Source organism: Ralstonia pickettii, from assembly GCF_030582395.1.
GTDB classification, from domain to species: domain Bacteria; phylum Pseudomonadota; class Gammaproteobacteria; order Burkholderiales; family Burkholderiaceae; genus Ralstonia; species Ralstonia pickettii_D.
Window position 1 is genome coordinate 993,731 of record NZ_CP104381.1, and the last position, 14,744, is coordinate 1,008,474.

The 14,744-nt window shown below is 62.5% G+C and carries 16 protein-coding genes; all 16 read left to right on the top strand.

Features of this window, described 5'->3' with window-relative positions; genetic code table 11:
• Nucleotides 1-17 precede the first annotated feature (17 nt).
• The 16 genes from N5B55_RS04665 to N5B55_RS04740 all read left to right on the top strand — a co-directional run bounded on the left by N5B55_RS04665 (nt 18) and on the right by N5B55_RS04740 (nt 14,719).
• Nucleotides 18-2,054, top strand: a complete 2,037-nt coding sequence (locus N5B55_RS04665) for a cobaltochelatase CobT-related protein (protein WP_304539282.1) — start codon at nt 18-20, stop codon at nt 2,052-2,054.
• 123 nt (nt 2,055-2,177) lie between these two features.
• Nucleotides 2,178-3,380 carry an AAA family ATPase gene (locus N5B55_RS04670; protein WP_304539283.1) on the top strand — a complete coding sequence of 401 codons (1,203 nt, stop codon included), beginning with the start codon at nt 2,178-2,180 and terminating at the stop codon, nt 3,378-3,380.
• A 6-nt stretch (nt 3,381-3,386) separates the two neighbouring features.
• Nucleotides 3,387-4,043, top strand: a complete 657-nt coding sequence (locus N5B55_RS04675) for a sigma factor (protein ID WP_304539284.1) — start codon at nt 3,387-3,389, stop codon at nt 4,041-4,043.
• Between the two features lie 10 nt (nt 4,044-4,053).
• Nucleotides 4,054-4,767, top strand: coding sequence for a hypothetical protein (locus tag N5B55_RS04680; RefSeq protein ID WP_304539285.1), 714 nt, complete (start codon nt 4,054-4,056; stop codon nt 4,765-4,767).
• 13 nt (nt 4,768-4,780) lie between these two features.
• The gene (locus N5B55_RS04685; protein WP_304539286.1) at nt 4,781-5,053 is read left to right on the top strand and encodes a hypothetical protein; all 273 of its coding nucleotides are present in this window, start codon (nt 4,781-4,783) and stop codon (nt 5,051-5,053) included.
• The gene (dnaE, locus tag N5B55_RS04690) at nt 5,050-8,418 is read left to right on the top strand and encodes a DNA polymerase III subunit alpha (RefSeq protein ID WP_304539287.1); all 3,369 of its coding nucleotides are present in this window, start codon (nt 5,050-5,052) and stop codon (nt 8,416-8,418) included. The genes N5B55_RS04685 and dnaE overlap by 4 nt, the downstream gene beginning before the upstream one ends.
• An 83-nt stretch (nt 8,419-8,501) precedes the next feature.
• Entirely contained in the window at nt 8,502-9,548 is a 1,047-nt protein-coding gene (locus tag N5B55_RS04695; protein WP_304539288.1) for a hypothetical protein, read from the top strand.
• Nucleotides 9,549-9,678: 130 nt separating this feature from the next.
• Complete coding sequence (locus tag N5B55_RS04700; protein WP_304539289.1) at nt 9,679-10,518, top strand: hypothetical protein; 840 nt, start codon at nt 9,679-9,681, stop codon at nt 10,516-10,518.
• Between the two features lie 76 nt (nt 10,519-10,594).
• On the top strand, nt 10,595-11,494 hold the full coding sequence (locus N5B55_RS04705) for a 5'-3' exonuclease family protein (RefSeq protein WP_304539290.1): 900 nt from the start codon (nt 10,595-10,597) through the stop codon (nt 11,492-11,494).
• A 14-nt stretch (nt 11,495-11,508) separates the two neighbouring features.
• The gene (locus tag N5B55_RS04710) at nt 11,509-12,546 is read left to right on the top strand and encodes a hypothetical protein (RefSeq protein WP_304539291.1); all 1,038 of its coding nucleotides are present in this window, start codon (nt 11,509-11,511) and stop codon (nt 12,544-12,546) included.
• 52 nt (nt 12,547-12,598) lie between these two features.
• Nucleotides 12,599-12,952, top strand: coding sequence for a hypothetical protein (locus tag N5B55_RS04715; protein ID WP_304539292.1), 354 nt, complete (start codon nt 12,599-12,601; stop codon nt 12,950-12,952).
• Nucleotides 12,949-13,344: an exodeoxyribonuclease X C-terminal domain-containing protein gene (locus N5B55_RS04720; RefSeq protein ID WP_304539293.1), complete on the top strand. Its 396-nt coding sequence runs from the start codon at nt 12,949-12,951 to the stop codon at nt 13,342-13,344. Before N5B55_RS04715 ends, N5B55_RS04720 begins: the two co-directional genes overlap by 4 nt.
• The gene (locus N5B55_RS04725; RefSeq protein ID WP_304539294.1) at nt 13,338-13,643 is read left to right on the top strand and encodes a hypothetical protein; all 306 of its coding nucleotides are present in this window, start codon (nt 13,338-13,340) and stop codon (nt 13,641-13,643) included. Before N5B55_RS04720 ends, N5B55_RS04725 begins: the two co-directional genes overlap by 7 nt.
• Complete coding sequence (locus N5B55_RS04730) at nt 13,643-14,005, top strand: hypothetical protein (RefSeq protein ID WP_304539295.1); 363 nt, start codon at nt 13,643-13,645, stop codon at nt 14,003-14,005. Before N5B55_RS04725 ends, N5B55_RS04730 begins: the two co-directional genes overlap by 1 nt.
• A 70-nt stretch (nt 14,006-14,075) precedes the next feature.
• On the top strand, nt 14,076-14,300 hold the full coding sequence (locus N5B55_RS04735; RefSeq protein WP_304539296.1) for a type II toxin-antitoxin system HicA family toxin: 225 nt from the start codon (nt 14,076-14,078) through the stop codon (nt 14,298-14,300).
• A 38-nt stretch (nt 14,301-14,338) separates the two neighbouring features.
• A complete protein-coding gene (locus N5B55_RS04740; RefSeq protein ID WP_304539297.1) occupies nt 14,339-14,719 on the top strand; it encodes a cell wall hydrolase in 381 nt (126 codons plus the stop codon).
• The last annotated feature ends 25 nt before the right edge of the window (nt 14,720-14,744 follow it).

Sequence of the window (14,744 nt, forward strand, 5' to 3'; positions counted from 1 at the left end):
AAATCAAGGGGCCGCACATGAACGACCGAATCCATATTCTCCGTGAAGCTGTTGTCAAAGTCACACAGATGCTGTCTGGCAAGGGCATCCAAGTCACGCAACGAGGAGTCAGTGCTTATGTTCAGCCTGGCCCCGACGGCGAGCCCGAGCTGGTCAATCTGCCCTACATGCCGGACAACGCGACCGACGAACTGGTCAACGCCATTCAGGGCTTCCTTGACCACGAAGTCGCGCACATCCTGTTCAGCGACTTCAAGGCGCTCAAGAAGATCAAGAACGAGCGCCTGCACGGCATCATGAACATCATCGAGGACGCGCGCATCGAAAAGCTGATGGCGCAGAAGTTCCAGGGCTCGGCCAGCAACCTGTCCAACACCGCCCACTTCTTCCTCTCCAAATACATCACGCCGCGCATGCAAGAGTGCGCCAAGAAGGGCGATGCAAACGGTGTCGTGGCGTCGCTGATGGCTCCCCTGATTCGCGCAATGGCGGGCCAGCAAATCTTCCGCGAGTTCATCGACAAGCATAAGGCTGCGGTTGATCCGGTCCTCAGCAAGGTCGCGCACCTGGCGCCGAAGATTGAGGACTGCGCCTCGACCGAAGAAGCGATCAGCCTCGCGCAAGAGTTCCTGAAGGCTCTCAGCGACGGCTCCGGCGGCGGCGCTGGCGGCGAAGAGGAGTCCAAGAAGTCGTCCAAGTCGCGCAGCAAAGGCGGCATTGAGAAGAAGGGCTCGAAGTCCAAGTCGCGCACCGGCGGTGCCGCCGGCGAGGAAGATGAAAGCGAGGACGAGGGCGAAGCCGACAGCGGCGAAGGCAGCGCTGGCGAAGGCAAGAGCAAGGGTTCCGAAGGCGAAGGTGAAGGCGAAGAGTCGGAAGACGAGGGCGAAGGCTCTGGCAGCGGCGAAGGCGAAGAGGGCGAGGGCGAAGCCGAAGACTCCGCAGCCGGCGAGGGCGAAGGCGACGAAGGCGAGGAGGAAGGCGAGGGCGGCGGAGAAGAGGAGGACGACAGCGACGACGACAGCAAGGAGACTGCTGACGGCGAAACGACCACCGGCTCCACCTCCGCGCTCATGGATGCCATCGACAAAGAGACCAAGAATGGCTTCGACGACGCCGTGTCCGCGCTCATCTCCAACGCCGCAACCGACGCCGCGAAGCACTCGGACTACCTGATCTACACGAAGGACTTCGACGTGGTGGAGCCGCTGCGCGTTGGCCGCGAATACGACGCGAGCATGCTGTCTCGGCTCCAGGATAAGGTCGATCACATGGTCGCGCCGCTTCAGAAAGACCTGGAGCGCGCCATCGCTGCGCGGTCCCTGTCCACGTGGGAGAACGGACGCCGCTCTGGCCGGCTGCACGCGGCCAACCTGTCGCGTCTGGCGGTGGGCGACGGCCGCGTGTTCCGACGCAAGACAGAGACGACGAGCAAAGACGTGGCGGTGGAGCTGGTGGTAGACGCTTCGGGCTCCATGTCTGGCGCGAAGGTCCACACGGCTGCGCAAGCCGCCTACGCGCTCGCTTCGGTGCTGGACCGCATTGGCATCAAGAGCGAGGTGATCTGCTTCACCACTGGCGAATGTCCGATCAGCCACGTCAAGCTGGAAGAGGAGAGCGACAAGATCGGCAAGGGCTTCACGCGGGTCGAGGCGCTCTACATGCCGATCATCAAAGGCTTCAACGAGCGCATGACGGCGACCGAGACCAAGAGCCGCTTCGCCTGGCTGCCGAACTCGAACATTCTGCGCAACAACGTCGACGGGGAATGCGTGGAGATCGCGGCCCGCCGGCTGCTGTCTCGCCGCGAGGCCGGCAAGGTCATGATGGTGCTCTCCGACGGCGCGCCCAGCTGCTACTCCAGCAACCCCCGCGCGCTCCAGAAGCACCTCAAGGAGACCGTGAAGAAGGTCGAGGGGTCGGGCGTCAAGGTGGTCGGCATCGGCATCATGTCCACCGAAGTGGAGCGCTTCTACAGCCGCAGCATGGTCCTCAATGACGTGAGCGAGCTGCCGCAGCGCGTCATGAAGGAGCTGCGCCACCTGCTTTTGGGCTGATTCAGGCTACGTGATTGGGATAGTCAGAACTGACTGACTATCCCCTGCATCGCATCTTTAAATTTACACATGTCGCAGCGCATTGCTGCATCAACTAGCAAACACACTCTGTTGGAGATAACCATGAGCGAGAACTCGGAAAAGATCACCTGCGAAATCTGCAACGCGCAAGTCCACTCGATCCAGATTCACCTGCGCAAGGACCACGAAGACTGGACCATCGAGCGTTACCAGCAAGCCTACCCGGAAGCGCCGCTGCTCTCGGAAGCCGCCAAGCGCGCCATCGCTGAGAAGCGCAAGGACACGACCGCAGTCGCAGCCGCACCGCTGGAGATGGCCGGCACAGCCGCAGCCGTCGCTGCCGCTCCGAACGTTGCCTCGCTCATGCCGAAGGGCCAGATCGTGAAGCAGCCGTTCCACGAAGTGTTCGGCTTGGGCAAGGTGGCTGCCGCCCTGTCGAGCAAGAAAGAGCCGATCCCCATCAGCGTGGTCGCCACGTCGGCTGACCCGGACATGGTGCCCACGAAGTCCGACGACTACGTGTATGACGTGGACGAACTCAAGAACGTCATCTTGGCGCTGGAGCTGAATATCCCCTGCTACGTCTGGGGCCACAAGGGCTCGGGCAAGTCGGAGCTGTATGAGCAAATCTGCGCGCGCACCAACCGCGCCATGATCCGCGTCCAGCACACGGTGAACACCGAAGAAAGCCACATCGTCGGTCAGTGGGTCGTCAAGAACGGCCAGACCGAGTTCGAGCTGGGACCGCTGCCGCTCGCCATGAAGAATGGCTGGGTCTACGCGGCCGACGAATACGACTTCGCGCTGCCGAGCGTGCTGTCGGTCTACCAGGCAGTGCTCGAGGGCAAGGCGCTGGTGATCAAGGAAGCCGACGCCGCCAATCGCGTGATCGAGCCGCATCCGAACTTCCGCTTCGTCGCGACCGGCAACACCAACGGCAGCGGCGACGAAACGGGCCTCTATCAGGGCACGTCGCTCCAGAACAGCGCCAACTACGACCGCTTCGGCATGGTCGTCCACAAGCAATACATGAAGAAACAGTTCGAGAGCCTCATCCTTCAGAAGCGCGTCGGGCTGGTGAAGGAAGACGCCGACAAGATGGTGGACTTCGCGGCGCTGGTGCGTGAGGCATACGACGGCGCCAAGATCAGCGACGTGATTTCGCCTCGCACGCTGATCTACTCGGCAAAGATCGGCGTCAAGCGCGGCTCGTTCCGCCAGGGCATCCAGCTGTCCTTCATCAACAAGCTGTCGAAGGTGGACCGCGAGGTGGTGGACGGTCTTGCGCAACGCATCTTTGGCTGATCCAGCATGTATAGCACGGACGTTCTTGAGTGCTACCAGGGCAACCTGGGGCTGGTGCATAAGGTGGCACGCAACTGCTACCGCCGGCTCCAGGCGATCGGCGCAGCGATGGACTTCGAGGATGTGGTGGGTGAAGTCCGTCAGTCGCTGGTCGTGGCGCACGCGAGCTTCGATCCCAATCAGGGGTTCGAGTTCTGCACCTACTTTGGCCGCGCCGCCTACAACCACATGAACCGCATCGCCGAGCGCGTCGAGTTGGAGCGCATCGAGAATGCCACCTACTCGATCGAGGAGATCAACGCAGGGCGGGGCGAGAACGCAACGCCGGTCGAGGAGACCATCAGCAGCGACGCCATGACGCCGGATGAGGTGTTGGAAGCGAAGCAGCGTCAGGCGCGGGCCGTGCGCATGACCGAACGCCTGTCGCCGGTGGCGCAACTGATCGTGGAGTGGCTGGTGAATCCGCCGCCCGAGCTTCTGGCCGAGATTGCGCGCCACCGCGCGCATGCCGAAGTCGCACGTGGCATGGGCCTGTCCAGGCGTTCGCATGCCGGTCTGACCCTGGACTTCGTGAGCAAGATGATCGGCACCGCCACTGGTCTGCCCGCCAAAACCATCATGAACGCCCGCCGCGAAGTGCAGGACGTGATTGATTCGCTTTGAGAGAAGAGGAATGCAACTGTTCGCCGACGTGACCGCCCCAGCAGGCGCTCCGGCATGTTTCGCAGCCGCCAGCGTGTTCAGCCACGACTCCATCGTGTGCCGCGCCTGCGCGAGCTTTGGTGAGTGCTCCAGCGCTTCGGTCAAGACCCTGGAAGCCATCCGCCAGACCATCAACGTGGAAGACCTGCTGCGTCGCCACGAAAACGCACGACGCCGCCTGGCCAAGCAGCCGGTGGCGCAGGCTCAAGAGCCGAAGCTGGAAGCGGCGCAGGCCACGCCCGACGACGAGGACGAGGTTGTGCCCGCCATGCAGCCGGCCAAACCTGTCCTGCCCGCACCGGTCGAGCGCAAGACCAAAGTGGAGAAGGTCGCGCTGGAGGTGACGGCGACCGACGAGGAGATCCTGCGCGGGCTGCCCGTCAAGGCCCGCGAGCACGCGGAGCGCTTCTGTCGTGCCGGCTTGATCGACGCGATGCGAAAAGACCTTCAGGCCGGTCGCAATACGTTCGCGCAGTCAAAGCCAGAGTTCATGCGCGTTGTCTGCGACTGTCTGATCGCTGGTGGCGCGAGCAGAAGCGCGCTGCGCGCGGCCCTCATGCAGCGCCTGAGCTGGTCTGAAGGCACAGCGAGTTCGCACGTGAGCATGGCGGTGCCGATCCTGCTGCGCTTCAACATTGCCGTCGAGAAAGACGGCGCCCTGACGCTGATCCCTGCGTCTGCTTGAAAGAATAGACGCTATGCACATTGACGCCAATTCCCTCGACTACTACGTCTCGAAGATCGAGCCAACGACCAAGCGCGGTCGCGATCTGGAGGCAGGCGACGTAATCGAAGTCTGGTGGAAGCCGCGCCGCGACATTATCACCGCGCTGCGCCCATACAACGGTCCCATTGAATGCCTGCGAGGCGGCTTTCTCGCGGACTTCGCAATCAACCGTGTTGGCATGACGATCGAGCCTGATGCGCTGTATCGGGTTGTCGCCAGCTCGGCAATCAAGGAGAAACGATGAATCTTGGACACGCGCTCTCGGTGCGTTCCGACTTTTCGGTGGGCGAGTCGCTGCTGCAAGTCAGCCACCTCGTTGAGAAGGCGAAGGAGCTGGGCTACCAGTCCGTCGCGCTCACCGACACGATGAGCCTGCACGCAATGGTGGACTTCACCAACCGCGCGAAGAAGGCTGGGATCAAGCCCATCATCGGCTGCCGCGTGCGCGTGGTCGATGATCCCACCTACCGCAAGCCGCCCAAGTCGAGCGGCATCGCCGAAGTGCCGAATCTTGGCTACACGCTCAAGGTCTACGCGCAGGACGAACGCGGCATCAAGGGACTGATCAAGCTGCTCTCCAAAGCCAATTCGCCCGAGTATTTCTACTATGTGTCGCGAGTGGGCTTGGACGATGTGTGCGCGCTGGAGGGCGTGACCATCGCCACCGGCGACATGTTCGGGCTCTTTCACCATCCGCAGGCCCAGGACCGGCTGTCGAGGCTGATCGACGCACATGGACGCGACAATGTGTTCGTGGAGTTGGTGCCCATCAACACGCCGCTGTTCGACACCCTCAATGCGAAGGCGCTCCAGGCGGCGGAGGCGCTGGCTGCCGACACGCTGGTCACATACCCCACGTGCTACCGCGAGGAGGAGGACGCCTCGAGCCTTGACGTGCTCGGCGCTGTCACGTCCAACACGAAGATGGATGTGCCGTATCGGCCGGTCCAGTTCGTCAAGGATTTCCACTTCCAGGCGCCCAATCACCTTGTAGACCGGATCAAGGGCGCGCACGCCCGCGTGGTGAAGTTCAACGGCGTCAACCTGCCAGGACTGTGGCTGGCGGGGTTGAAGAACGTCGAGAAAGTGGCCACGAAGAGCGGCTACGAGTTCGCCAAGCAGCCCGTCTGCCTGCCCGCGATGGCGGCCAACGAGTTCATGGAGCTGGGCCGCAAGTGCATCGAGGGCTGGAAGCGCCGCTTCTCGCAGCCGGTGCTCGGCTACAAGCCTGACCCGTCGCTCATCCCCGCCTACAAGGAGCGGCTGAACTTCGAGCTGGCCGTGCTCAAGAAGATGGGCTTCGCTGGCTACTTCCTGCTGGTCGAGGACTTGGTGAACTGGGCCAAGCAGAACGGCATCATCGTCGGGCCTGGACGCGGTTCGGTGGGCGGCTCGCTGGTCGCCTACCTGATCGGCATCACCGACGTGGACCCGATTCGCTTCAACCTCCTGTTCGAGCGCTTCATCAACCCCGAACGTCTGGACTTGCCTGACGCCGACCTCGACTTCATGTCGACACGCCGGCACGAGGTGATCGAATACCTCACCAAGCGCTACGGCGCCGATCGAGTGGCGGGCATCTCCAACTACTCGACGCTCGCCTCTGCGTCGGCGCTGCGCGACACGGGCCGCGTGTATGGCCTGAGCGGGCTCGAACTGATGGCGACCAAGCTCGTGCCCAAAGAGCACGGTCAGTCGTTCACTCTCACGGACGCCGCCAAAGCAGTGCCCGAGCTGGAGAAGTTCCGCGACGAGAACCCTGAAATCTGGGGCCACGCCCTCAAGCTGGAAGGCGCCATGCGCTCGTTCGGTCAGCACGCCGCCGGCGTCATCGTCGCAGGCGAGCCGCTGGTAGAGCGCGCGGTCGTGGAGACGCGCGGCGAGTCCCCTGTGGTGAACTGGGACAAGCGGGTCGTCGAGGACTGGGGCCTGGTCAAGATGGATATCTTGGGCCTGTCCACGCTGGACGTGCTCGAGATTGCCAAGAGCTACATCAAGGAGCGTCACGGCAAGGCCATCGACTACCTGGCGCTGCCGCTGGAGGAGCCGGACATTATGGCCGCCTTCGCTCGCGGCGATACGACCGGGGTGTTCCAGTTTGAGTCGGGCGGCATGAAGGGCCTGCTGCGCAATCTGGCGATGGGTGGCGACCTGACGTTCGAGGACATTACCGCCGCGACTGCGCTTTATCGTCCTGGTCCGATGGACTCGGGCCTGATGGACGACTTCATCCAGATCAAGCAGGGCTGCAAGCTGCCGTTCTATGAGCATCCGGCGATGGAGCCCGCACTCAAGGACACCTACGGCGTGATCGTCTACCAGGAGCAGGTCATGCAACTGGCGGTCGACCTTGCCGGCTTCACCCGCGCCGAAGCAGACCACCTGCGTAAGGCGATGGGCAAGAAGGACAAGGACAAGATGGCGGAGATGCGCCAGAAGTGGGTCGACGGCTGTAAGGCGACCAACGGCATGGATGAGGTCAAGTCGGGGCCGCTGTTCGATAAGATCGAAGCCTTCGCAGGCTACGGCTTCAACCGTTCGCACGCGGTGGAGTATTCGATCGTGTCCTACTGGACGATGTGGGTGCGCGTGCGCTATCCGGCCGAATACTTCGCCGCCTGCATGTCGATCGTCAAAGAGGAGAAGCTGCCTGGCCTGGTGAACGATGCCCGCGAGTATGGGATCGAGATCCTGCCGCCGTCGATCAACAAGTCCACGCACCGCTTCACCATCCCTGACGACAAGCACCTGCTGGCGCCGTTCTCCAGCGTCAAGGGTATCTCCGAGAACACCGCGCGCCGCATTGTGGAGCTGCGCAATGCAGAGGGCGGGGCGTTCCGGGACATGGACCACTTCCTTGCCGTGACCGAAGCGAAGGGCTCGAAGGTGAACAGCAAGGTCCGCGACGCGCTCGACAAGGTGGGCGCGCTGGTGGAGATCCAGCCTGGCGCCAAGCCTGCACGTGCGATGGAGCGGCGCCGCGACCAGACGGAGCTGATGCCTGGGCTGATCATCGACAGCGTGAAAGCCGACCGGCAGACCGACCTGACCGAGAAGTTCCTGCGGGCAAAGGTCATCAGCCTGGTGCAGGAATACAAGAAGTGCGACGCCTGCTCTCTGGCGGGCCAGAACCACCCGACGGTGCGCGCCAAGAACACCGTGAAGTTCATGGTGGTCACGGACTGTCCGAGCTGGCAGGAAGAGAAGGCCGACAAGATGCTGGAGGGCGATAGCGCCACCTTCATCAAGGAGGCATTGAAGGCGAATGGCCTGGCGCCGGCGGAGGGCTACTACACCTCGCTCGTGAAGGCGAAGAAGGACGACAAGTTCCTCTCCAACGCCCAGATCAACAACTGCTCGGGCTTCCTCAAGCGCGAGATTGAACTGATCAAGCCGCCCGTGATCGTGGCCCTGGGCTCGGCCGCCATCAAGCACTTCATCCCTGGCATCAAGGGCGGCACTGGCGACCTGGCCGGCAAGGTGATCTACGACAAGACGCTTGACGCCAGCATCGTGTGTGGCCTGAATCCGCAGCAGTTGGTGTTCGACCCGTCCAAGATGGCCGTGCTCGAGGCCGTGTTCGCAAAAGTTGCCGAGTGTTTGTCCTGACGAAGCAGTAAGTATTGACTATCAACCCCTAATTGCAGACCGTAAGCTGAGTCTGTTGAACGACATACCGAAAGGAGATCGCCATGTCGCAAAAGGAAATCCCCGTCTCTGACGACGAACTGGCTGCACTGATGGCCGAACTCGAGGAAGCCACCGGCGTGCCGGCCGAAGCGCCGGCGCCGACGCCTGCGCCGGCCCGCGTGGCCGCGCCCGAACCGGAGGCCGAGCCCGCGCCCGAGCCCGCCGCTGATGCCGACGAACTCGAGGCGCTCGCGGCGCTGGAAGCGGGTGGGCAGCCCGAGCCCGAGCCCGCCGTCACCCAGACGCCGGTCGTGGAAGAGGACGACATGGATGCGCAGCTGGCCGCCCTCGAGGCGCAACTGGACCGCGCCCGTGAGGCCGAAGCTGCCGCCGAACTTGAAGCGGCTGTCGCATCGGGCACCGCTGTCGCTGAGGAGATTGCCGCCGCTGCCAGCGAGCCGGCCCCTGAGCCCGCTGCGGAGCCGGAGCCGACCCCGCGTCGCGTGGTGGTGCATGCAGACGGCACCAAGACGATGCCCAACATCGGCGGCCCCGCGAGCCCCGCCGCGCCCGTCAACGAGGAGGACGACGGCATGCCGGCGCCGAAGGCCAAAGCCCCGGCGCTGGACTTCTACGTCGACGTGGACGACTTCCGGCGGACCACCACCGTCACGGACACCAACCTCGACGAGTGCATGATCCAGCAAAGCGGTTTGCGTGCGTTTTACGGTGCTCAGGCCGCGCGTGCTGAAGCGCAGCATGCTCGCCTCAAAGTTCGCTTTGAAGTGCTCGAAGCAAAACTGTTTGACGAGCACCGCAAGCTGCTTACGGCGACGGGTGAGAAAGTCACGGAAAAAGCAGTCGAGAACGCCGTTCGTTTGGACCCGCGCTACCTCCAGGGCAAGACTCGCGTGATCGAAGCCGAGTCGATCGCCAACGTGAACCGTGCGATGGTCGATTCGCTGCGCGATCGCGCCAGCATGGTGATCCAGTTGTGTGCGGATCGCCGTGACGAGTTCAAGGGCCAAGCGCGCGTCATGGCGCAGCAGCAGGAGCGTGACGAACTGCGTGCGCGCGCCTTCGCGGCAGCTTCGCGAGCCGCCGCTTAACCCGAGTCAAATATAAGTCAACGCTGACTATAATTTACTAGCTGAAACGAGGTAAGCAGTCGCCAATTTTGCAAGCGACTGCCCAACTCTAAAAGGCACCTTTCAACACGAAACGAAACAAGGAAAAGCGATGGATGCAAACAAACTGATGAGCCTGATGAAGCAGAAGAAGGCAGCGCTCAAGACGAAGGAGAAGACCCTCAAGCCGACTCCGGGTTCGAGCCGCTACGTTCTGCTGCCGGGTTGGCGCAAGGGCGAAGAGCACGTGTGGTTCCACGAGTTCGGCCAGCACTACATCAAGAACGCCGCGAAGGAGATCCAGGCGGTCTACCCGTGCTCGGACAAGACCTACGGCAAGCCGTGTGCGATCTGCGAAGGGCTGAACAAGGCCATGCGCATGACCGCCGACGACGAGACGGTGGAGCTGCTCAAGGAAGCCAACGCTGGCCAGAGCTTCCTGTTCAACGTGCTGGCGCTCGATGGCGACTCCCCGAACGAGCCGGCGATTCTCGAAGTCCGCAAGTCGGTCTTCGGCCAGATCGTCGACCTGATCGAGGACTGGGGCGGCAAGCTGTTCGACCCGGACGAGCCGCAGATCATCACCATCAACCGTGACGGCAAGGGCCTGAACACCAAATACAGCGTGCAAGTCTCGCCGAAGACCTACCCGCTGCCGAAGGGCGTTCTGTCCAAGCTGCACAACCTCGACGAGTATGTGGCGCAGGAAAGCGAAGAGCAGCAACGTCGCGCCCTGGCAGCCATCAACTCGGTTGCGGGCCTGCTGCCTCCGCCGACCAGCGCCGACAAGCCCAAGACTGCTCCGGCAGCCCTGAGCTACGACGATGACGACGCGGCACTGACCGCCCTCGAAGAGCGTGAACGCGCGCAGGCAAGCAAGCCGTCTGCCGATTCGGTCAAGCTCGACGATGAGCTGGACGACATCCTGGGCGAACTGGAAACCGGAACCTGATCGGTTTTCGGACTGGCCCGCAAGGGCCGGCACTTTCGGGTGCTGGCCCTTTTTTCGTCTCAGGAGAGCAGTTTTCATGAGCAAGACCCTTTTGATCGACGCCAACTCGATCGGTTACGCCTGCCACAGCAGCACCAAGCTGACTGCTGGCGGCATGCAGACCCAGGCGGTTTTCGGTTTCGTCCGCACGATGCGCGAACTGCGCCGCGAATATCCAAAGCACACGCCGATGGTTCTCTGGGACGGTCGGGCCGAGTGGCGCTTCAAGCTGCACCCGCTCTACAAGTCCAACCGCGACAACGACCCGAAAAAGGTCGCCATGAAGGAAGCGTATGCCGAGCAGCGCCCCTACATCGCTCGCGCCCTCAAGCATCTGGGCATCCGTCAGGTAACGGCGCTCCAGCATGAAGCTGACGACATGGCGGGCTACTTCGTCGCGGAGCTGACCAAGAACCCCGAGAACGAAGTCGTCCTGATCACAGGCGACGAGGACTGGATTCAATTGGTCCGCCGCAACGTCACCTGGCGTGACATGCGCAACGACGACAAGAAGGTCAGCCTCGCCAACCTGTTCGACAAGACTGGCTACAAGACGCCCTACGCCTTCCTCGAAGGCAAGTGCTTGCAGGGCGATACGTCTGACGTGATCAGTGGCGTGGGCAAGATCGGCGAGAAGGGCGCACCGGAGTTCCTGGCGCAATTCGGCACCGTGCGCGAGTTCTGGCGCCGCGTCGATTCCGGCGAGTTCACGCTGAAGTATGTGGCGCACAAGAACCTGGCGTCGCCCGAAGGCCGCGCGATCTTTGCCCGCAACCTCAAGCTGATGCAGCTCCTCAAGGTCCAGAAGCCGGCGAAAGAGGACATGCGCGTCGAAATCGGCAAGGTCGACGACGAAGCCTTCCAGGCGCTCTGCGAAGAGCTTGCCTTCAGCTCGATCCTCAAGAACGTGCCGCTGTTCACATCCATCTTCAAGTAATCAAGGAACACACCATGAGCAAGACCCTCGCAGACCTGTGCGATGACCTGGACAAGGCGATCGGCTCGAATGCCGACAACCAAGCCGTCACGCAGTGGATTGACACTGGCTCGCCCGAGCTGAACTACGCGATCTCCGGCCGCTACGACGGCGGCCTGCCGTATGGCCGGATGGTCGAAATGTTCGGCGAGTCGTCCACCGGTAAGACCGCGCTCGCGACCAAGTGGATGGCTCGCGCGCAGGAGCTGGGCGGCGTCGCCGGCTTCATCGACTGGGAGCGCTCCTTCAGCGTCGACCTGGCCACTGCCGGCTTTGGCCTGAACGACCGTCGCCCGCACTGGATCTATGGCAAGCCGCGCACGTGGGAAGAAGGCAACGTGCTGGCGGCGAAGGCGATCCAGGCAATCCGCAAGAGCGGTGCGATCCCTGACGAAGCGCCGATCCTGTTCGTGTTCGACTCCATTGCGGCTGCGCTGCCCAAGAGCCAGGCTGAGAAGGAGATTGACGAATACACCATGAACGACACGACCGCGCTGGCGCGTGTCACGTCGACCACGCTCAAGGCGATGGCCCAGCACGCAGAGGAGCACAACGCCACGTTCCTCTACCTGAACCAGATTCGCCTGAAGCCGGGTGTGGTCTACGGCGACCCGCGCACCACCCCTGGCGGCAAGGCGATGGAGTATTACGCCTCCGCTCGTATCGCGCTGGGCCGCCAGAAGATCATGGAGCAGAAGGGCGGCGAGAAGGAGTTCGCTGGCCAGAACATCACGGCACAGGTCACGAAGTCCAAGTTCACCAAGCCGTTCAAGGAAGCCAACCTGCGCATGACGTTCGATGACGCCGGCGTGGCCCACTTCGACATGACGTTCTCGCTGCTGGAATTCCTGATCGAGAAGGGGGCCGTGCCGTATTCGAAGCCGTATGCCACCTGGGACGACGGCAAGAAGTATCACGTCAAAGCGCTCGCCAAGCACATTGACGAGACGGGTCAGCACGCAGCGCTGATGGCGAAGCTGCCCCCGCTGCCTGGTTTGAAGGTAGCCGCGTAAAGCCCTAAGCAGCCCCTCCCTACAATCAGAGCACGATTCTAGGGAGGGCTCAATGGGCACGCGAGTAGTTGGTTTTATCCCGCCAGTGGTGGGAACAGAAGGGGAATTCAACACGTTTCGCATTGGCGGCTTCTACGCCAAGAACCTCTCGGTGGGCGAGGAGGTTTTCCTGCTCAACGAGAAGGAGCGACTGGTCTTCGGAAGGGCCGTAGTCACAGGCGTCGAAGTCGGTAAGCTCGGCGAAATGTGCGCCATTCACGGCGACAAGAATCACACCGAGCTGGAAGTCTCCAGCGACGGTCGCAGCCCCGAACGCCTGTTCCACCTCTTGCAGAAGATTCATGGGCCGCACATCGCGACGCCCACCAAGAAGACCACCGTGATTTACATGCGGAGATTGGAATGAGTGACGGCAATACCCTCGACGACGTTCTGCACTTTGGCAAACACAAGGGCTCGACCATCAGGAACGTCCTGCAAGTCGAGCCCACCTATCTGGCCTGGTTGCGCGACAAGACTGCGGAGGAAAAGGCGCAGTGCTTTTTCGACCAAGAGGCCAACGACCAGATCGACAACGCGCTCCGCAACATGAAGGGGCGCCGGGGTAGCAACAGGCAACGCATCTGGTCGGACAATCCCCCGCCGCAAATCGCTGACAGGCTCAAGGCCCAGGCCGCCGCTCAGGAGGCGGCACGCACTCGTGAGGAAGAGGAGCGTGCCGCTCTGGCAGCCCAGGCGGCGATCGAGGCTGCCCAGGCTCGAGACATGGCCTACGCTCACGAGTGGGGTGCATGGTGATGCGCAACGACTACAGCCGCGAGCGTCGCCGCTGGGACGCCATCTCCAGCCGTCAGCGCGTCGCCGACGTGGGTCACATCGACTATGAAGACATGGGCCTGGGTCTCGTGGTGTTCGATGAAGAGTGGCCAGGCGAGAAGCTCGCACCGCGCCGCGTCGACAAGGTGGAGTGCGAATCTACGGCTCGCACTGGCAAGGCAAGGCGCCGCGAGCAGAAGCGCCAGCGCGAGCAGGAGCGGGCAAACGAGCGACGCATCCAGCAGGTCCGCGAACAAGAGCTTGGCTGGGGAGGGTGGTGATGCGGTATCCCCACACGGTGAACGGCCGCTTCTATGGCAACTGGCACTACCTGCCGTCGGGCAAGGCGCTGTATCTGGCCCACCGCCGACCAGGCGAAGTGTTTCACCGCCGCACCGCCTGGTGCATCGACGTGCGCACGCTGGAAGAAGCCAAAACACGCGGCATCTCCTACATCGGCGTGGTCACACGCGATGGCAAAAAGCGCAATTTCTGGATCACGCTGGTGGACGACTTCTTCACGGACCCGCACAGCTTTGGCCACTTCGGTGACACGCGCCAGCGCGGCCTGCCACTGTCCCGTTTTCGCATCAATCCGTCGGCAAGCGCGACGCGAATCGCTTCTGCCATGTCGTTGAGATAGTCACTCCTGACTTGTTCGCTTACAATGTCAGAACAGTCAATAGTGACTTATATTCAAGGGAGCACAGAACATGGCAACAAAGCGCTACTCCAGGGACCGCGTAATCGACAAGGTTTGCCGCCTGTTGGTCAAGCAGGGCTGGGTCGAAAAGTCGAACAACCGGCACTTACGCCTCGCAGACCCGACCGGCAAGATGGTCGTGACGGTCCCAGGCTCGCCATCAGACCACCGCGCCGTGCAGAACTGGCTGCACCAGCTGCGGCGCACGGTGGGCTTCGACGTTGTTCCGGCTTGAGGGGCAAACATATGGTGCTCACAGCCGCTTTGCTCTGCATGGCCCTCAACATTTACCACGAGGGGCGAGGGGAGCCGACCGCCGGACAGATGGCGATCGCTCTGACGACGATGAACCGCGCCGCGCATGACAGCAGCAAGGTCTGCGAGGTGGTGATGGCCAAGAAGCAGTTTTCCTGGACCAATCGGCTCGTCACACGCCGCAAGGACGGCTGGGTGATTGAGCACGCCGCGATGCCGCGTGACCAGCAAGCCTGGCGCAAGGCCCGCGTGATCGCCACGCTGGCGCTCAAGGGCCGCCTCGCAGACTTCACGCGCGGCGCCACCCACTACCACGCCAAGTCGGTTTCGCCGGCCTGGAGCAAGAAGATGCCGCGCACGTTCGCATACGGCAACCACGTTTTCTATCGGCACGTCTGATAGTCAGCATTTACCATCGGAGATA